Annotated in this window: 19 protein-coding genes and 2 pseudogenes; 8 read left to right on the forward strand and 13 right to left on the reverse strand. The window is 62.0% G+C overall.

Features of this window, described 5'->3' with window-relative positions:
• A pseudogene (locus AB3X86_RS35235) lies at positions 1-82 on the reverse strand (IS5/IS1182 family transposase); the annotation flags it as partial.
• Between the two features lie 44 nt (positions 83-126).
• Here AB3X86_RS35235 and AB3X86_RS35240 point away from each other — a divergent pair.
• A pseudogene (locus tag AB3X86_RS35240) lies at positions 127-402 on the forward strand (DNA ligase D); the annotation flags it as partial.
• On the opposite strand, the gene AB3X86_RS35245 reads toward AB3X86_RS35240, so the two are convergent.
• On the reverse strand, positions 399-623 hold the full coding sequence (locus tag AB3X86_RS35245; protein ID WP_368599527.1) for a hypothetical protein: 225 nt from the start codon (positions 621-623) through the stop codon (positions 399-401). The pseudogene AB3X86_RS35240 and the gene AB3X86_RS35245 sit on opposite strands and share 4 nt — an antisense overlap.
• 257 nt (positions 624-880) lie before the next feature.
• Here AB3X86_RS35245 and AB3X86_RS35250 point away from each other — a divergent pair, with 257 nt between their 5' ends.
• The gene (locus AB3X86_RS35250) at positions 881-2,050 is read left to right on the forward strand and encodes a zinc-dependent alcohol dehydrogenase (RefSeq protein ID WP_368599528.1); all 1,170 of its coding nucleotides are present in this window, start codon (positions 881-883) and stop codon (positions 2,048-2,050) included.
• 100 nt (positions 2,051-2,150) lie between these two features.
• On the opposite strand, the gene AB3X86_RS35255 is transcribed toward AB3X86_RS35250, so the two are convergent.
• The 7 genes from AB3X86_RS35255 to AB3X86_RS35285 all read right to left on the reverse strand — a co-directional run bounded on the left by AB3X86_RS35255 (position 2,151) and on the right by AB3X86_RS35285 (position 8,107).
• Positions 2,151-2,552, reverse strand: a complete 402-nt coding sequence (locus AB3X86_RS35255) for a hypothetical protein (RefSeq protein ID WP_368599529.1) — start codon at positions 2,550-2,552, stop codon at positions 2,151-2,153.
• Between the two features lie 84 nt (positions 2,553-2,636).
• Complete coding sequence (locus AB3X86_RS35260; protein ID WP_368599530.1) at positions 2,637-2,951, reverse strand: hypothetical protein; 315 nt, start codon at positions 2,949-2,951, stop codon at positions 2,637-2,639.
• A complete protein-coding gene (locus AB3X86_RS35265; RefSeq protein ID WP_368599531.1) occupies positions 2,948-3,310 on the reverse strand; it encodes a hypothetical protein in 363 nt (120 codons plus the stop codon). The genes AB3X86_RS35260 and AB3X86_RS35265 overlap by 4 nt, the downstream gene beginning before the upstream one ends.
• Positions 3,310-4,530 (reverse strand): NRAMP family divalent metal transporter, encoded by a 1,221-nt coding sequence (locus tag AB3X86_RS35270; RefSeq protein WP_368599532.1) that lies wholly within the window; start codon positions 4,528-4,530, stop codon positions 3,310-3,312. Before AB3X86_RS35270 ends, AB3X86_RS35265 begins: the two co-directional genes overlap by 1 nt.
• 399 nt (positions 4,531-4,929) lie before the next feature.
• Positions 4,930-5,772, reverse strand: coding sequence for an alpha/beta hydrolase (locus tag AB3X86_RS35275; protein WP_368599533.1), 843 nt, complete (start codon positions 5,770-5,772; stop codon positions 4,930-4,932).
• Positions 5,769-7,184, reverse strand: a complete 1,416-nt coding sequence (locus AB3X86_RS35280) for a hypothetical protein (protein WP_368599534.1) — start codon at positions 7,182-7,184, stop codon at positions 5,769-5,771. Before AB3X86_RS35280 ends, AB3X86_RS35275 begins: the two co-directional genes overlap by 4 nt.
• Positions 7,181-8,107, reverse strand: coding sequence for an alpha/beta fold hydrolase (locus AB3X86_RS35285; RefSeq protein ID WP_368599535.1), 927 nt, complete (start codon positions 8,105-8,107; stop codon positions 7,181-7,183). Before AB3X86_RS35285 ends, AB3X86_RS35280 begins: the two co-directional genes overlap by 4 nt.
• 515 nt (positions 8,108-8,622) lie before the next feature.
• Here AB3X86_RS35285 and AB3X86_RS35290 point away from each other — a divergent pair.
• From AB3X86_RS35290 to AB3X86_RS35305, 4 genes are all read left to right on the forward strand, one after another.
• Positions 8,623-9,066 carry an Hsp20/alpha crystallin family protein gene (locus tag AB3X86_RS35290; RefSeq protein ID WP_368599536.1) on the forward strand — a complete coding sequence of 148 codons (444 nt, stop codon included), beginning with the start codon at positions 8,623-8,625 and terminating at the stop codon, positions 9,064-9,066.
• Between the two features lie 27 nt (positions 9,067-9,093).
• Entirely contained in the window at positions 9,094-9,501 is a 408-nt protein-coding gene (locus tag AB3X86_RS35295) for an Hsp20/alpha crystallin family protein (RefSeq protein ID WP_368599537.1), read from the forward strand.
• Positions 9,502-9,640: 139 nt separating this feature from the next.
• Positions 9,641-10,201: an Hsp20/alpha crystallin family protein gene (locus tag AB3X86_RS35300; protein WP_176122214.1), complete on the forward strand. Its 561-nt coding sequence runs from the start codon at positions 9,641-9,643 to the stop codon at positions 10,199-10,201.
• Between the two features lie 839 nt (positions 10,202-11,040).
• Positions 11,041-11,376: a hypothetical protein gene (locus AB3X86_RS35305; protein ID WP_368599538.1), complete on the forward strand. Its 336-nt coding sequence runs from the start codon at positions 11,041-11,043 to the stop codon at positions 11,374-11,376.
• A 117-nt stretch (positions 11,377-11,493) separates the two neighbouring features.
• On the opposite strand, the gene AB3X86_RS35310 is transcribed toward AB3X86_RS35305, so the two are convergent.
• Both AB3X86_RS35310 and AB3X86_RS35315 read right to left on the reverse strand, forming a co-directional pair.
• Positions 11,494-11,991: a ferritin-like domain-containing protein gene (locus AB3X86_RS35310; protein WP_176383142.1), complete on the reverse strand. Its 498-nt coding sequence runs from the start codon at positions 11,989-11,991 to the stop codon at positions 11,494-11,496.
• A gap of 304 nt (positions 11,992-12,295) precedes the next feature.
• On the reverse strand, positions 12,296-12,526 hold the full coding sequence (locus AB3X86_RS35315) for a hypothetical protein (RefSeq protein WP_176383144.1): 231 nt from the start codon (positions 12,524-12,526) through the stop codon (positions 12,296-12,298).
• A gap of 318 nt (positions 12,527-12,844) precedes the next feature.
• Between AB3X86_RS35315 and AB3X86_RS35320 the strand changes: the two genes are divergently transcribed.
• The gene (locus AB3X86_RS35320) at positions 12,845-13,006 is read left to right on the forward strand and encodes a hypothetical protein (RefSeq protein WP_368599539.1); all 162 of its coding nucleotides are present in this window, start codon (positions 12,845-12,847) and stop codon (positions 13,004-13,006) included.
• 40 nt (positions 13,007-13,046) lie between these two features.
• Here AB3X86_RS35320 and AB3X86_RS35325 read toward each other — a convergent pair whose 3' ends face one another.
• A complete protein-coding gene (locus AB3X86_RS35325) occupies positions 13,047-13,664 on the reverse strand; it encodes a TetR/AcrR family transcriptional regulator (RefSeq protein ID WP_368599540.1) in 618 nt (205 codons plus the stop codon).
• A gap of 183 nt (positions 13,665-13,847) precedes the next feature.
• Positions 13,848-15,311 carry an efflux transporter outer membrane subunit gene (locus AB3X86_RS35330; protein ID WP_368599541.1) on the reverse strand — a complete coding sequence of 488 codons (1,464 nt, stop codon included), beginning with the start codon at positions 15,309-15,311 and terminating at the stop codon, positions 13,848-13,850.
• 105 nt (positions 15,312-15,416) lie between these two features.
• On the opposite strand from AB3X86_RS35330, the gene AB3X86_RS35335 reads away from it, so the two are divergent.
• The gene (locus tag AB3X86_RS35335; RefSeq protein ID WP_368599542.1) at positions 15,417-16,034 is read left to right on the forward strand and encodes a TetR/AcrR family transcriptional regulator; all 618 of its coding nucleotides are present in this window, start codon (positions 15,417-15,419) and stop codon (positions 16,032-16,034) included.
• Positions 16,035-16,095: the final 61 nt, after the last annotated feature.

The raw sequence follows: 16,095 nt of genomic DNA on the forward strand, positions 1-16,095 counted from the left end.
TCAGCGTCAGATACGGCGCCGCGAAACTCCATTCCTCATCCGACACATCAGTCGGATACCCTTTGCGGTCTGTTCTTTTCATCCCGCCAGGATAACAGGTCTCAATCGAAGTTCCTAACACGCTCTAAGAACCGCATCGACAAAATCTTTATCGACTATCTTCGCAATGGCCGCGGCGCGAGCACCGTTGCCCCTTTCTCGGTCAGGGCGCGTTCCGGAATGGCGGTTTCGATGCCGGTGTCGTGGGACGAATTGCGGCGGGTCGGCCGAGGCGACGAATGGACCATGCGCAAGGCGATCGAACGTCAGCGTTCCCTGAAGTTCGATCCATGGGAAGACTACTGGCGCACGCGGCAGGGAATCACCGCCGCAATGCGCCGCGCCGTGGGCATGAAGCGCTAGCTGCCGCGCTGCTCGGTGCCTTTCAGCTCAGCGTGCCGGTGCGAATGCGTCGCCGCGTACTTGAGCTCGTAGTGAGCTCCTTTGCCGCTGCGTGTCGGGGGAAAATGCTCTCCTTGCACGCACGTTACTTCGAAAGTCCCCTTGCCATCGTCATGGACAACCGAATAGATGCCGGACGTTTTGACGATCTCGCCGGGCTTGAAAGAGTTATCGCCTGCCATGTTGACTCCTCCGTTGATGAATAAGCCGGACCAGCAATGGCTGTACCACGCGCGCGAGACATGGGGATGTTGATGATTTTCGTCGCTGCGGTGCGATAGGTTCGGACAGCCGGGTTGACGACGGCACGTCCGTTGCTCCTACACGGTGGCGCTTGCGATGGCGTCGGCGCGATCGACACGCCGCGTCGTCGCACGCGCATCCGCGAATCCCGACCCTGTTGGCCCGCGCGACGGGCCCATCGACTACGAGGCACGACATGAGAGCCCTTTGCTGGCACGGCAAGAAAGACGTCCGCGTCGACAACGTCCCGGACCCGGTCATCGAGCATCCGCGCGATGCGATCGTCAAGGTGTCCAGTTGCGCGATCTGCGGCTCGGACCTGCATCTGTTCGATGGCTTTATGCCGTCGATGAAGTCGGGCGACATCCTCGGCCATGAGTTCATGGGGGAGGTCGTCGAAGTCGGCTCCGGCAACGCGAGGCTGAAAGTGGGCGAGCGCGTAGTCGTGCCGTTTACGATCGCCTGCGGCGAGTGCGATCAGTGCCGGCGTGGCTTCTTTTCGGTGTGTGAGCGTTCGAATCGCAACAAGGAGATGGCCGACAAGGTGTTCGGCCATACCACCGCTGGCCTGTTCGGTTACTCGCATCTGACGGGCGGTTATCCAGGCGGGCAGGCCGAATACGTGCGCGTGCCGTTCGCGGACGTCACGCCGGTCAAGATTCCCGACGGCCTGACCGACGAGCAGGTGCTGTTTCTTGGCGATATTTTGCCGACCGGCTGGCAGGCCGCGGTGCAATGCGAAATACAGCCGACCGACACTGTCGCGATCTGGGGCGCGGGCCCGGTCGGCCAGTTCGCGATCCGCAGTGCGATCATGCTCGGCGCGAAGCAGGTGATCGTGATCGACCGCGTTCCCGAGCGCCTCGACATGGCGCGCGCCGTCGGCGCGATCACGATCAACTTCGAGGACGAGAGCGTGCTCGACCGGTTGAAGGAACTAACGCACGGCAAGGGTCCGGAAAAATGCATCGACGCGGTCGGTATGGAATCGCATGCGACGCGCTCGTTCGATGCGCTTTACGACCGAGCAAAGCAGGCGGTGATGCTGGAAACGGACCGTCCGCATGTGCTGCGCGAAATGATCTACGTGTGCCGGCCGGCGGGGGTGCTGTCGATTCCGGGCGTGTACGGCGGCCTGATCGACAAGATCCCGTTCGGCGCCGCGATGAACAAGGGCTTGACGTTTCGCATGGGGCAGACGCACGTGAATCGCTGGACCGACGATCTGCTGAAGCGGATCCAGGATGGGCATATCGATCCGTCGTTCGTGATCACCCATACGGTTCCACTCGAACAAGGGCCCGACATGTACCGCGTGTTTCGGGAGAAGGAAGACGGCTGCATCAAGGTGGTGATGAAACCGTAGAACTTCCAGGCACTTTTTCCATTTCCTATCGGTGGCGACAACAAAGGCGCACAGCCGACCCTTCATGTGTTTGCGCAGAAGGGCGGCTGGCCTTCGGACGTCAGTGCGAGTTGCAAAGCCGCCAGCGGGATCCCGGCGGCCTTAGGGCGAACGCCCCGCAGTCTTTCAGCCTTGCGCAGATCTGTACCAGCAGTGCTGGCGGCGGATCGGCGGCGACCAGCAATGCGTGGGCGGCACGGCTGTCCTCACGCAGGCTCGCCACGAAACAGTCGGGTTGCGGCTCGATGAACCGGTTGACGGCGATCAACCCCGATTCCCCGTGAGCCGCATATTCCGCATGATCCATTTCGTGCGTCGGGAGCACCCATTTCGCGGCGCCAGGCGAAGCCGCGAGTGAGAAAACGAACACGTCCAGCTCACATAAATCGGACTCAGCGAGAGCCTGGCGTGCGTCGGAAGCATCGCGATACGAGTGAAAGATTGCGCTCAGATACTCGGCCATTTGGCGCCCCGTCCTTTTTTCTATCGCTTAAGCGGGAAGCACGCTCCGTGCCGCGTTCCGGCCTCCGGTCGATATCTTCAGCGGCTACGCCAGTCCCTGAATCTCAGCCACATCGCACAGCAGGCGCGGGTGCCTGGGATCGGACACGTCGATCTGGTTCCACGCAATCCGATGATGCCGCCAGCGCCCCTTGCGCTGCGCCACGTCACGCAACAGCCCTGGCAGCCAGCGTACGGCGAGCCGCTCGACCAAGGCACTCGGACCGATGTGAAATTCGCTGATCATCCAGGCGTCGTGGTCCTGAACGAGCTTGATTGCCTCTATCCGGCCTAGTGATGAGCCGTCTCGCGTCAGCACTTGCCGACCGACGATCAGATCGATGTTGATCTGCGCCATCATCGCGATCCCGGAATGCGCTCGACGACGTGCTCGCGTAGCCAGCGCTGCCAGTTGCCAAGCGGGGTATCGCGCGCATCCAGGTCCACCTCGATGTCGACCCCCAAGCGACGGACCCGACTCCAGGGAATCCAGTACGGTTCGACGTAACGCGCGCCGCCGATTTTGCCAGCGAGTCGCGCGACCCGACGCCCGGCTTGCTCGCCAATGCGTCGCGCCATCGCGACTGAACCCGTCTCGAGCGCAATCAATTCTGGCGGCCGTCCCGGCCGCAGTTCGGCGACGATACCGTCGACCCGCCCCATCTTCGCACCATAGCGATCGACAAGCTGTTTATCGAGCACGTCTCGAACAAGATCCATTACGCACCTCCGAGTATCTGTAGTGGCACTGTGACGATCGCCAGCACGAAGCTGAGCGCGACGATCGCGATGACAACAAGATTGGAAAATACGCCGTTGCAGTGACGCCCGAGATAGCTCTCATCGTTCATCAACGCCAGGAACGGAATCACGGTGAGCGGCAAGCTCAGTGCAGTCAGAGCCATGGAGAATACGGTTAGCTTGAGCGGGTCGATGCCGGCCGCGATCGGTATCGCACTGACCGCAAGCGCACACGTGTAGACGAGGCCGAATGCCGGGTCCTCGCGCGGCTTGCGGTTTTCGCCCCAGTTCCAGCCGAAGCCCTGGGCAAAGAAGTACGCCTGCTCGAGCGCGATCTCCAGCGTCGCGCCGAAGCACGCGAAGGACAGCGACGCGATGAACAGAATGAATCCCCAGAAGCCGAAGACCGCGACGAGCATCAGTGGCAACTGGTGATAACTGTCGACGCGCGTGATGCCGTACGCGCGAAACACGCATCCGGCAGTGATCAACACGGCTAGCGATATGACGCCGCCAAACGCCATGCCGAGGGCGGCGATCGCGCGGTTCGCGCCAAGATAGCTCCGGTCCCAGCTGTCCTCGATCGCCCCGGACGAATAGAACAGGAACAGTGATGGCGTTATCGACGCGCCGAGAATGCTCACGACAGTGAACCAGTAGTTCGCCGGATCGTTACGCGGCAAGCCAGGCATCGCGCCCAACGCTACCTGATGCCAATCGGGCCTGAGCACGACTGCTGCCGCGACAAAGCTCAAGGTGACGAGGCCGAGCAGCGACATGCCTTTTTCGATCAGCCCGAACGTGCTACGCCACAGGACAAACCATGCCAGCACCGCAACCGGCAAGGCCCACCATTCGTGTCTTACCCCGCTGGCCAGTTCGAGCGATACACTGACGCCTCCGATCTCCGCCGACAGCACCAGGGCGTTGACGATGAGGGTCGTGACGAAGGGGAAAAGGAAGAATTTGATGCCAAACCGGTCACGAATTCCGTCGGCGATCGTATGGCTGCTCACCGCGGCGAATCGTCCCGACATCTCGGTCAGAAAGACGATGCATACCGTGCCGACGACGATCGGCCAAGCCAGCTGGAAACGGAACGCGGCGCCTCCCTGCGCCGCCGTCGACAGCGACCCCATCTCCAGAAAGCCCCCAACGCTCGTCACAATGCCGAGAGAAATCTCGAACAGCTTTTTCATCCGTCCCGCTCCCGCTGAGCACAGCGATGCCAAAGCATCGTTCGTTCCCGCGTGAGCGGCCAGTTCGCAGACAACGCATGAGCGGTCCTTCCCGGAATACCGGGAAGGACAGGGCCACCGAGAGGCGCACTCTCGCGGCAGGACCGCTGCCGCAAGGCGGCCGCTTCGTAGGCGGATCAGCAAGCATTGCCCAGACGGAACGAATCTGAACATCACGCAAACAGGCTCGCGGGGCATCATCGAATGAGAGTGTTCTGGAATAGCGAGTCGACCGGGGCGACTGCGGGGTGGGCTCGGGAACGCCGGTGGCGAGTTCGAGCGGACTCACTCATGCGCAGCTATTCGAGCCGGCGAGCGCGCAGGGCCGCCTAGGAGCGCACAAGGTCCTGTCCTGTGCTGCTAGCGGCCTGTCCCGGAAGCCTTTTCGATATCCTCGAGAAGTCTCAGTACGGTTTCGCCGCCGCCGCGTTCCCAGCAATTGGTGTGATCTGCACCCTCCAGCATCAATAGTCGCCGCGGCGCGGCAGTGTGCGCATATAGGTGGGCGAAATGCTGCGGTGGGATCACGTTGTCATTTGTTCCGCCATAGATCACGACGGGCACCCGCACCCGCGCGATCTTCGCGAGATTGTCATACTGATCGCGAACCAGCAGGCCCACTGGCATGAACCAGAAGACCCGTGCCGCGACATCTGCGATCCGTGTAAAGGGCGCTTCGAGGATCAGGCCTTCGATCCGACCTGGAGACTGTGCCTCGGCGGCGAGTTGCACCGCCACGCCGGAGCCGAGCGAATAGCCGTGCAGAACGATGCGCGCATTCGTACGCTCGACGAAGCGAAGTGCTGCGCGCCCATCCTCGTAAAGGCCCGCTTCGTCAGGTATGCCGGAATTGCCTCCGTAGCCGCGATACTCGGCGAGGTAGACTCCGTAGCCGCAGTCGAGCAGTGCGCGCGCGATATGCCCGCGTTGCGAGAGGTCTTCGCCGTTGCCGTGAAAAAGCACGACAGTCAAGCGTCGTGACGACGCCGGCGCTTTGTACCAGCCGTGCAGGTCGAGCCCGTCGGCTGTGGTGGCGGTCACTACCGACATGTCGGCGAGCCCCGCTTCGTTCGGCTCACGCCGCCGCCATTCCCCCGGATAAATCAGGCGTCCCTGCATCCAGAAAAGTGTAGCGGCCGCCGCGCCGTATGTCGCGGCGCAGGCCCCGAAAAACCAGGCCAGCAGCGCGGTGGCGCCGGTCATGAGACCTGCTCGGCGCGTGGCAGCGTCGCGGCGACGCCATACCGGCTCCCGTGACGCAGCAGGGCGGCGTCGAATGCTTGCACGCTCAGCGGCGCCGGTAGGGGCATGCGTGGCCTTTCGCTGCCGCGTCGAGCGAGTGCTTCGTCGAAGCGCACAAAGGTGGCAAAGTCGCGAGGAAAGCGTTTCGCATCGACGCCGCACAGACGCGCGTCGGGCGAGGCCGACGCGATGATCGTTTGCCATTCGCGCGCGGGCACCACGCCGACGCCTTCGGTGCCGTGCGAAAACAGCATCAGGTCAATGTGTTCGAAACGGCCTTCCCGTTGAAGCAGCCGCGCGAGGTTTCGCGCCGATGGCTCGGTGCAGAACACCAGCCAGAACGGCAACGCGCCAAGATGCATCGTCGTGTATGGATCGAGCAGCACGAAGCTATCGACGACGAGATGCCGCGGCTCGATACCTTCATCGCAGTACCATTCGCGCAGCGTGTCGAACGCGAAAAAGCTCAGCGATTCGGGTTCCTCGAAGCGAAACTCGACTAGGCGCCAGTCGGCCTGCTGCGCGAGGGCACGCAGAGAGTCGAGCAGGCTCATGTCGAAGCCCCATTCGGCTTCAGGCGCGAGCGCATCTGGCGAGGGCGGATCCCAGCGGGTGCGGGCGCTGCCATAACGGGCCAGGTATTCCCGCACACGCGGGCCGCCACTGAAGTATTCCTCGCGTGTCGCGCCACCCGCCGCGCCAAACTGAAAGAAGGCGCGCTCGCCGATACGCGTGACGGGCCACTGCAAAGTGCATATGTCTACATACAGCGTCGCGCCGGCGGGCAGACTGCGTAGCAGGAACTCGCGAAACCCGAGTGCCAGCGAGCGCTGCTTGATGCGGTAGTAGCGCATCGTACGCAACATGAGCCGGTCCTGATTTGGATCGTGCATGTGGTGAATGGCGATTCGTCCGTCTGCCGCGAGCAGCGCCTCGCGCGCATGTCTGCCGTCGCGCAGGCCTGCTGCGGCATCATCGGGATCGCTGCCGGGCGCACGGACGGGGCAGAGAAAGGTCTGCGGCAGCCAGGGCACGCCCATGGCGGCGGCCAGATGCACGAGCGCGCCGTTGGACGAGCCAACGAAGGCGGCCGGGTACTGGCGGCGCGGATAACGATCGGCAAGCCACGTCGCTATGGTCTCGATGTCAAGGCGCCGCGCCGCGCGCTCACCTATCGCCTCGGTTGCGCCGCCGATGGAGTACGCCCATTCGCGAGCGAACCGAGGCAGGAGATTGATCAGCGGCATGCTGCGGTCGAGCAGTGGTGACCCGCTCGGGCTGCTAAAAGGCTTGCCGTGCAGGCAGGCGCCCAGTGCACCGACCATCGCGGCGGCCGAATCGAATCGCGCAATTCCTCGCGGTGCGCTGCTCATGGCTGCTCCATTCGCCCGGAAGGTTCGCCGGGTAACGCGTCGACGAACTGACGGATCGCCAGCGCAAGACTGTGCGGATACACATAATTCAGAGTGTGTGTGCCGCCGTCGATGATGACCAGTTGCGCGCGGCGCAGCCGCGCGGTCACCTCGATGGCCCACTCGCGCGGCGACACAGGGTCCCGGGAGCCGCACACTACGAGGACGGGAGCGCGAACGAGCGGGAGCCGGTTCTCGATGCGATCACGAATCATGATGCGCATCGTGGCCAGTGCGCGCAGCAGTCCGGCCTTGGCGTAATCGATGCGCCCTGGCGCAGCCGGCGAATGAGGCCGCTCGCGGCGCCCGTTGACCAGGGCGCGCCAGATTTGGACCGGCAGATGCCGGGCCCGGCGATCCGCGGTGGGCCCTTGCAGCACCAATGCCTTGACGTCGCCGGGATGACGCGCGGCGAGTTCGGTCAGGATCTGGCAGCCGAACGAATTGCCCACAAGAACGGCCGGTCGGAGCCCGGTGGCAACCAGCCACAGGTGCAAAGCATCGGCGAGACCGGGCAGATCGAGCCAGCGGCCGCACAATGCGCTTTCACCGAAGCCAGGTAGATCGGGAGCAAACACTGGAAACCACCTGGCTAGAGCTAGTGCGAGCGGTTCCATGTAGCGGCTGGAGACGACGAGACCGTGGACGAGTATCACTGGCGGGCGAGCGGCAAATGCATTCGTGGCGGTGGCGTCGGTCGGGCTTGCGGTCCGCGCGAACATCCTGTAAGGACCCGCCTGCACCCAGCGCCCTCGAATTCCAGAGAGCCGGCTTTCCTCAGTAAGCTCCGGCGTTTGACGCAGGCGCCCCCAGTAGCGGAGCAGCGCCACGGCGGCGGCACTCCCGGCGATGGCGCTGGCAACCAGCGCGATCTTGCGATGCATACGCGTGTCGCCCGGTTCCGTGCGCCCGACATCGCAGTGATCGTCGCTAGAACGGGTCTCAGGGTACGCGGCCCGTGCGCTGCTTGTGTTGGCCCGACCTTGACTCATCCGTCATCCTTGGAGCGGTGGTGGCAGATTGAGCGCGGTTGCAGTGGTCCTCTCCTGCGCACTGTTGCGACCGGGCATTGCCACCATGCCCGCGCGCAATGCGCGGCATCGTGGGTGCGCAACCGGCGTGCCACGAATGCCGCTCGTTAGCGATTGCGAGCTTGTCAGGGCCGGTGCATGTCGCTTCAGAATCTGCGATCGGCGGGGCAAGCGTCGAGGCTAAGGGCATGGAACTTGCGCTACTCATCTTGAAATTTTCTCCGTGCATACTATTCTAAATTCCGCTCAGGCAGCCGCGCCCGCCATGCGGCGCGCTGCGTGTTTCGATTTGTTTGCCGCAGCCCGGCAGACGGACTGGAGCGCGTAGGCCGGTTCGTTTCCGTGCTGCATCCAAGGAGGAAACGATCATGAGTGACCTTTACTTCGGGACCGACCTGTTCAGTGAGTTCGACCGTCTGCAACGGCAGATGGCGAGCCTCTTCGGCGGCTTCCCTTCCAGTATCCGTTCAGGCCGCGCTGGCGCCTTCCCGCAGATCAACATCGGTTCGACCGACGACTCGATCGAGATCGTCGCGTTCGCGCCCGGGGTCGATCCGGCCAAGCTCGACGTATCGCTAGACAAGGGGTTGCTGACCATCAGCGGCGAGCGCGCGAGCTCGCAACCGGAAACCCGCGGCGACGATGCGCGCACCTATGCACAGGAGCGATTCGCTGGCGCGTTCCGGCGCGTGGTCGAACTCCCGCAAAACGCGGACCCTGGCAAGGTCAGCGCGCGGTACACCAATGGATGCCTGATGGTGAGCATCGGCAAAAGCGAGGCGTCAAAGCCGCGGGCGATCACCGTTCAGTGAGCGGCTGGCAGAACTATGGAGGACATCATGAACGACACGACTGAACTCGCCAGAAAGGACCAAACGGCGGTGGCCCAGCGCGACGGCGATGCGTCGCAACGTCGGATCACGTTGACGCCGCCGGTCGACATCTTCGAGGACAGCCACGGCATCACGCTGTGGGCGGATCTGCCGGGCGTGACCAGGGAGCGGCTGGACGTCAAGGTCCACGATGGCAACCTGTACATCGAAGCAGAGGCGATGGTGCCGACACCGGCGGAACTGCGCCTGCAGCATGCGGAGATCCGTGAGCCTCACTTCGCGCGGGCGTTTTCGATGAGCACCGACTTCGATGCGTCGAAAATCGAAGCCAATCTGAAGGACGGCGTATTGAAGCTGACGATACCGCGCCGCGACGAAGCGCGACCGCGCCGCATCGAGGTGCGTACCGACTGAAGTCGGCCGGGGGAGGGGGACAGCAGTAGCAAGAAGCTGGATGCTGTCCTCCGGCCACCGGCTTTCGGCTGTCGAGTCGAAGCAGTCGCGGCGCGGAGACCGGAATCCCGTTTCGACGCTGATAGGAAAGGAGCACATGATGAACACTGATCCGAAAAAATGGAACCCCTTCAAGTTCCTTCGCGGAGCCGCCCGCAAATCCGATGCGGACGACACGGACGGTCGGCGCGCGGATGAGTGGCGGGCCGCATGGCCTGACATTCCACGACTATCTCTTCGTGAACCGTGGCGGGCCGTGGAGGAATTTTTTCGTGACCCATTTGCAGGCGGTGGTGCGTTTGAACGATGGTTTGGCGACTTCAGTTCGTCGCGCTTCCAGCCGCGCATCGACGTCGTGGACGAAGGGCCGGTGCTTCGCGTAACTGCGGAACTGCCCGGGATGGGGCGCGAGGACTTGAACGTGAGCGTCGAGGAAGGGGCAATCGTGCTGCGCGGCGAGAAGAAGCAGGACGTGCGCAGCGAGGAGGACGGATGCTATCGGTTGGAGCGAGCCTATGGAAGCTTCGTGCGCAGAATTCCGATGCCGGACAATGCCGATCCAGACCATGCATTGGCAAAGTTTGACAACGGCATTCTTACATTGACCGTGCCGAAAACGGAACCGGCGCGCTCCACTAGTCGGACCATCGATATTGGGTAGCACCCAGGCCGGAATTGCCCGGCAGCGGGGACTTTCTGGCTGGCCGGGCCGTTAGCTCAATTGGTAGAGCAGTGGCGGTGTGTGCGCAATCGGGAGCAACCTGGCTTCACGAAAGCCTTGGCATTCGCGCACGTCGAATCCGTGAGTATCTTGACGCATGCGGGGTACTCGCAAAGCGGCTGTTTGCGCTTATCAGATTCCGCTTGTCGGGTCGATGTCGAGTCGTCGCACCAGCACGTTTTCCGCAAGCCGTGTGTTGACGAGTTCTCTGCATAGCCATGTCACGTCTGACGCGCACGTGGCGAAAATACACAGTTCAACGGTCTGGTCGTTGAACTGCCTGACGTTGCCCGCAAGTTGCGCATCGCTGTCGTGCAACGCCCGGCATAGAAGCAGAAGGCCTGACCTGTCCGCGAGGCGAATCGTCATGTGGATCAGCATCTTTCACCTGTTCGCTTGCCACGGGGAACGGGCATCCTTTCTCCCGGCGGCACCGGCCGGTCGATCTTTCCAATGGTCACGCAGTGAGCAATCCGCGACATGACTCGTTGAATGCCGACGAATGTATGGCGATCGCGCATCCGGCATGCCAAGGCACCGACACAACGACATGCCCGATTTGGATTCCTTGGCTTTAATGCGTCGGTGCTCAGCCGGAGGCGTGAAGCGAGGGCTTATGGAGAACCTCCAGTGCGGTCCCGGGAATAACCCCTGCTCATTCCAGGTGATGCTGCCACGAGACTGACGTTCGGCAGTAGCGGGCTGTCGCAAGTGACGAAGCGACTGCGGCGTTGCGCCCGACAGCTGGCGACATCGATCCAATGGAATGGAGGCGAACCATGAAGTTCACGACAAAAGCGATGCTGGCTTTTGCGCTGGTGACGGCACTGTCGGGCGGCGCCTACGCGCAAGGTGGTGGCGCAGGCGGAGCGGGCGGGGCCGGCGGCGGAGGCGGAGCTGGGAACGGCGTGGCCGCTGGCGGCGGCAATGCTGGAGGCGCCGGAGGGATGGCGACGGGTGCGACAGGAACCGGTGGCAGTATGGGAACCGGAACTGGCGCTGCGCCTGACAACCCATCGAGGGACCGGTCGAGCGGGATGAACAATAGCACCCGTCCCAACACCGGCCACGGCACGAACGACAATACGGATGGCAAGCAGCAAAACGGCCAGTGATGAATCGAAGCATCGGACCCACGGACCGATGTGACAGGCACAAATCGAGGGTAAATCACGTGATGGCGAGCGCAGGCAGACCATTCGACCGGTACGCCTGCGCTGTGTCCTCATGGTTTACTGTTGCGTAGCCTTCTTGTTACCGGCTCTTTCCGCAAACTCGGTAAGCTTGAGGTCCGTGGCCTTTTCTTCGTCCAGCGTCTCAGTCAGCAGTTTCACGGCTTCGGTGAAACCTAGTTGCTTGCCAATGGCGCAGAGGCTACCGTAGGTGGCGATCTCGTAGTGTTCGACCTTCTGCGCGGCGGCCACGAGGCCCGCATCCAGGACCGGACCTTTTTCAATCTCGTCGATCAGTTCCTGTCCTTCTTCTATCAATCCCTCCATCGCGATGCACTTCATTCTCTTCAGGCGGATGTCGCAAGTTTCCACCACCTTGTCGATCCGTTCGACCTGTCCCTGCGTTTCTTCAAGATGAGTCTTGAATGCGTCGCTTAGCGCCGGGTCGGAAGCGGCGCGGGAGAGTTTCGCCAGTGCTCGCGTCAGTTGCTTCTCCGCGCTATAGATATCGGAAAGCATGTGCACGAACAGATCATCGACCGTCTTTCGCTGTGACATTTGTGAGCTCCTAAAAGGTTGTTTAGAGCCCTCACTGGCGCAACGACTATGCCCGAGACGGACCGGCACGCATTCAAACCGGCGGCCGCCAGTGGATCGTCAATGGTCCTCACCGCAGCGACGTTCACTGGGCTCGCGATATGTCTTCGCAAAGGTGGAGAGTGCCGCATTCCCTGGCCATCGCGGATATCGAAGCATCTTTGGGCAAACGTCGAGGTCGCAAACGCCGCAACCGTGCCGGCAAAAGCATCGGCTGCGTGTCAAGAGGACGAGACTTGCTTGATGTGAGGGGAATTGCCAACGCTTAGAAGTTGACGTCGAGCCATGCCTTCGCCCAGGCCACACCGCGCTCGTTTGCGGAAGCCTGGGTATCGAAATAGCCGATGTCGGTGAAGCGAAAGACTTGGCGATTGTCTACGTAGTCCTGAGGGCGGCGCTCAACCTCCACGCGAGCGTGGTAGTGAAAGCCTCTCTTCTCCGGTGAGGAACGAATCACCCACTCCCGATGCGTCACCTGCCATGATACGTCGGTCATTCTGAGTTGTATGGACGCCTTCCCGTTTGCCAGGTGCGACCAATCTCCGTGGTAAGTGGGTCTTCTACGCGGCGTGAACCGCGTAACCGGATCGATACGTTCGACCATGAGCCATTAGCGCACCAGATGGTGCACTCGATCCTCTCTGGCATCTACGCGTCGATACATGTTTCGCAAGCAGTCCATGTGCCTCGGAGGTTTGCCTATGCCTGTCCGAAAGACGCGGTTAACGGCCCACACGCGTGCGCGGATTCGCTGCCAGCCATGGAAAATGGGGACGTTTGCGCGGGAGGCCTTTGCTGATTGTGGGGCGCAAAGATGTTTGCGCTTTCCACCTTGCGCCGCGACGCGTTATATCGGCGTGTCTCCGAGCGCATCGACGATGCGATTGGCACCCAACATGCGGAAGAGATTACTGAAATCCAACTCGATCTCGTACGCGTAGACCGCTGCTTTGTGTCGTCGTCGGGTACGGATTGATCAACCAGCTAGAACGGACCTTGCGTCAATCAAGGTTCGCTCAGAACGATGAACTTGTGAACATTCTCGTAAGGATGTTGCTCACAACCGCTTCGGCTGAAGTCTTCGACAGCTCGTTGGGCATGGTAATGGTGAAATAGAGGACGTCGTCCATCAATGCGATCGTGGCAAGTGCCTGGGCGGCACAGGCTCCTGGCACTTGCATGTTGACGTGCTTGCAGAACCGCTCGATGAAGGAGGCGATCATCTCGCGCTTTTCTAGCCAAAGGACGTTCATCTGTTGTCGGAACTTCGCGTCACGCATGGCATGCAGGCGTGCCTCGGCCCACATGACGTAGTTGTTGTCGTCGCGATAACGCTGCGCGTATAACAAGGTGAGCTGCTTTCGCAGGTCCTGGTTGGACGAACCAGCCTCTAACAGCTTCCGCAAGTTTTCCTGGATGTTCTGGTGATCGAGACGGAGCAGTTCGACGAATAGGTCGCTTTTGCTGTCGAAGTTCGAGTAGAACGCACCACGGGTATAGCCGGCCCGGGCGGCGATATCCTCTACGCTCGTGGCGGCCAACCCCTTCCTGGCAATGCTCAAGGCCGCTGCGCCGAGCAGGCGCCTGCGGGTCTCTTTGCGGGATTCTTCCCGGGTCAATCGTTTGCGTGACATGCGATAAGGCGGTGTAGACGAAACGCTGCGCTTCCAATTCCTGATGGCAAGTGACTGCAGGAACCTTTCGACGGGTAGCCGCTCCGCTGCGCGGGCGAAGCGGAGTCCTCATCAATGGCCATCGAAGAACAGAGATTGCGAAATTTCCGGCGCCGCTTTGCGTGCTTTCGGCGCGTGCGCTAGCTACCTGGTGGCAACCGTCGCTTCGGATTCGCTGAATTGCCAACCACCCCCGAGCGCCTTGAAAGCAGCGACTGCTGCGCGGGCTGACTCCGTTTGTGCCTGCACTCGCGCATCGGAAGTGCGTAGCAGGCTGTCGTCGGCTTGCAGGACTTCAATCAGACTGACCACGCCTTTTTGATAGGCTGCAAACGAGGCAGCTCTTGCGCGGCCGAGCGAGTCCACGCCCTGCGTGAGCGCAGCAGCCTGTTCCTCGCGCTTGACCAGTGCCGAAAAAGCGTTCTCCACGTCCTCAGTCGCATGTAATGCGGCAAGCCGATAGGCAGCCAGCATCTCGGCCTCCTGACCCCTGGCCTGGCTGATCTGCGCATTGATCCGGCCGAAGTCGAACAAACGCCAGCGCAGACCCAGCACGCCGGCGGCCTGGCTGGCGCCGCTCGAGAACAGATTGCCGCTGGCCACGGATGTCGCGCTGCCGATCAGCCCACTGAGGGAGACCGTGGGGTAGTACTCGGCGATGGCCACTCCAATACGTGCATTTGATGCGGCGAGGTGTCGCTCGGCCACGATCAGGTCTGGCCGCCGCCTGAGCAACTCGCGCGGCGATCCGGTGGCTCCGATCTGCGGGGGGGCGGGGATGTCGCCAGCTTCGAGCAGCTCGGCCCGATGTACGCCGGGCTGGGCGCCGAGCATCACATCCAGTGCGTTCATGGCCGCGTCGAGGCCCGTCTCGAGGACCGGGACCGAGGCCCGGACCTGGGCAAGCGCCCCCTCGGCCTGTCTTACCTGAAGCTCGGCTGCCAACCCCTTGCCATACAGAAGGTTGATGGTGGAGAGCAGATCCTGCTGCGTCTGCACTTGTCGCCGCGCGACGTTCAGACGGGCTTGCAATCCGCGGATGCTGATATAGATGTCGGCGGTCTGTGCCGCCACGGCCAGGCGTGTGGCCGCGGCGCCGGCTTCCGAAGCCTCGTACTCCGCGAGCGCCGCTTCCCGTCCACGACGCAGGCCTCCGAACACATCCAGTTCCCAGCTCGCGCTGAGATTGGCTTCGTACTGGTTGCCGTAGCGGTCGAAACCGGGCGTCGAGTTCAAAACTCGCCCGAGGGGCGTTTCAACGGACTGGTAGACCCTGGCTGCCTGGCCGCTGACATTGCCGGAAGGCAGCAGCGCGGCATTCGCCGCTCCAAGTGCTGAACGTGCCTGGGCGACACGAGCAGAAGCTTGCGCGAGGTCAAGGTTCTGCTCCAGCGCAAGCGCGACGAATCGCGTCAGTTGCGGATCGCCAAACGCCGTCCACCAGGTCACGAGGTCCGCAGTGGCCGTTGCATGCCGATGATCGACCGCTGTCTGGCCCATGAACCGCTCCGGCATCGGTACATCGGGCCGAACGTAATCGGGACCTACCGCGCAGCCTGCCGAAAGGCTGGCGACGATAAGCATGGCAAGGGTGCGTTTGGGCAGCATGAGCTTCTTCCGGGCGACGAGGACGAGTAAAGGTGACTATAGGTGACTATAATACAAGTTAGTCACTTGTTGTCGATTTCTGGGGGCGGCGGTAAGCTAGGAACCATGAAAAATGCAGCCAGCTATCCCATTTCGGCCCGCGGCCCAGCCGACCATGACGTGCGCGACCAGATCGTTGCCGCGGCCACCGAGCACTTCAGCCGGTATGGCTACGAGAAAACGACCGTCTCTGATCTCGCCAAGTCCATCGGCTTTTCCAAGGCGTATATCTACAAGTTCTTCGAGTCCAAGCAGGCTATTGGCGAGATGATCTGCGCGAACTGCCTGCGCGAGATCGAAAGCGAGGTCAAAGCCGCCGTCGAAGAGGTCGACCGGCCGCCAGAGAAACTGCGGCGGATGTTCAAGGCGATCGTCGAGGCGAGCCTTCGCCTGTTCTCCCAGGACCGCAAGCTTTACGAGATTGCCGCGTCGGCCGCCACCGAGCAGTGGCAGGCGACGCGCGCCTATGAAGAGCGCATCCAGAAGCTGCTTCAGGACATCCTCCAGGAGGGGCGGCAAAGCGGGGACTTCGAGCGCAAGACGCCGCTGGACGAGACCGCGATGGCGATCTACCTGGTTTTACGCCCGTACCTCAACCCGTTGATCCTGCAGCACAGCTTCGATTACACCGAGGAGGCGCCGGCGAAATTGTCCAGTCTGGTGCTCCGCAGCCTCTCACCTTAACGTGCACCATTTGTGACTATTGACTATATTGGTCACTAGAACCATAATCGGATCCATCATC

The sequence above is a fragment of the Paraburkholderia sp. BR14374 genome (assembly GCF_040948685.1).
GTDB lineage: Bacteria > Pseudomonadota > Gammaproteobacteria > Burkholderiales > Burkholderiaceae > Paraburkholderia > Paraburkholderia youngii.

Excerpts from the sequence above, each read along its gene's own strand:
- AB3X86_RS35285 (WP_368599535.1), bottom strand. The coding sequence starts at position 8,107 with ATGCATCGCAAGATCGCGCTGGTTGCCAGCGCCATCGCCGGGAGTGCC.
- AB3X86_RS35245 (WP_368599527.1), bottom strand. The coding sequence starts at position 623 with ATGGCAGGCGATAACTCTTTCAAGCCCGGCGAGATCGTCAAAACGTCC.
- AB3X86_RS35290 (WP_368599536.1), top strand. The coding sequence starts at position 8,623 with ATGAGTGACCTTTACTTCGGGACCGACCTGTTCAGTGAGTTCGACCGT.
- AB3X86_RS35275 (WP_368599533.1), bottom strand. The coding sequence starts at position 5,772 with ATGACCGGCGCCACCGCGCTGCTGGCCTGGTTTTTCGGGGCCTGCGCC.
- AB3X86_RS35335 (WP_368599542.1), top strand. The coding sequence starts at position 15,417 with ATGAAAAATGCAGCCAGCTATCCCATTTCGGCCCGCGGCCCAGCCGAC.
- AB3X86_RS35265 (WP_368599531.1), bottom strand. The coding sequence starts at position 3,310 with ATGGATCTTGTTCGAGACGTGCTCGATAAACAGCTTGTCGATCGCTAT.
- AB3X86_RS35260 (WP_368599530.1), bottom strand. The coding sequence starts at position 2,951 with ATGATGGCGCAGATCAACATCGATCTGATCGTCGGTCGGCAAGTGCTG.
- AB3X86_RS35270 (WP_368599532.1), bottom strand. The coding sequence starts at position 4,530 with ATGAAAAAGCTGTTCGAGATTTCTCTCGGCATTGTGACGAGCGTTGGG.
- AB3X86_RS35300 (WP_176122214.1), top strand. The coding sequence starts at position 9,641 with ATGAACACTGATCCGAAAAAATGGAACCCCTTCAAGTTCCTTCGCGGA.
- AB3X86_RS35255 (WP_368599529.1), bottom strand. The coding sequence starts at position 2,552 with ATGGCCGAGTATCTGAGCGCAATCTTTCACTCGTATCGCGATGCTTCC.
- AB3X86_RS35295 (WP_368599537.1), top strand. The coding sequence starts at position 9,094 with ATGAACGACACGACTGAACTCGCCAGAAAGGACCAAACGGCGGTGGCC.
- AB3X86_RS35305 (WP_368599538.1), top strand. The coding sequence starts at position 11,041 with ATGAAGTTCACGACAAAAGCGATGCTGGCTTTTGCGCTGGTGACGGCA.
- AB3X86_RS35330 (WP_368599541.1), bottom strand. The coding sequence starts at position 15,311 with ATGCTGCCCAAACGCACCCTTGCCATGCTTATCGTCGCCAGCCTTTCG.
- AB3X86_RS35325 (WP_368599540.1), bottom strand. The coding sequence starts at position 13,664 with ATGTCACGCAAACGATTGACCCGGGAAGAATCCCGCAAAGAGACCCGC.
- AB3X86_RS35250 (WP_368599528.1), top strand. The coding sequence starts at position 881 with ATGAGAGCCCTTTGCTGGCACGGCAAGAAAGACGTCCGCGTCGACAAC.
- AB3X86_RS35320 (WP_368599539.1), top strand. The coding sequence starts at position 12,845 with ATGTTTGCGCTTTCCACCTTGCGCCGCGACGCGTTATATCGGCGTGTC.
- AB3X86_RS35315 (WP_176383144.1), bottom strand. The coding sequence starts at position 12,526 with ATGACCGACGTATCATGGCAGGTGACGCATCGGGAGTGGGTGATTCGT.
- AB3X86_RS35280 (WP_368599534.1), bottom strand. The coding sequence starts at position 7,184 with ATGAGCAGCGCACCGCGAGGAATTGCGCGATTCGATTCGGCCGCCGCG.
- AB3X86_RS35310 (WP_176383142.1), bottom strand. The coding sequence starts at position 11,991 with ATGTCACAGCGAAAGACGGTCGATGATCTGTTCGTGCACATGCTTTCC.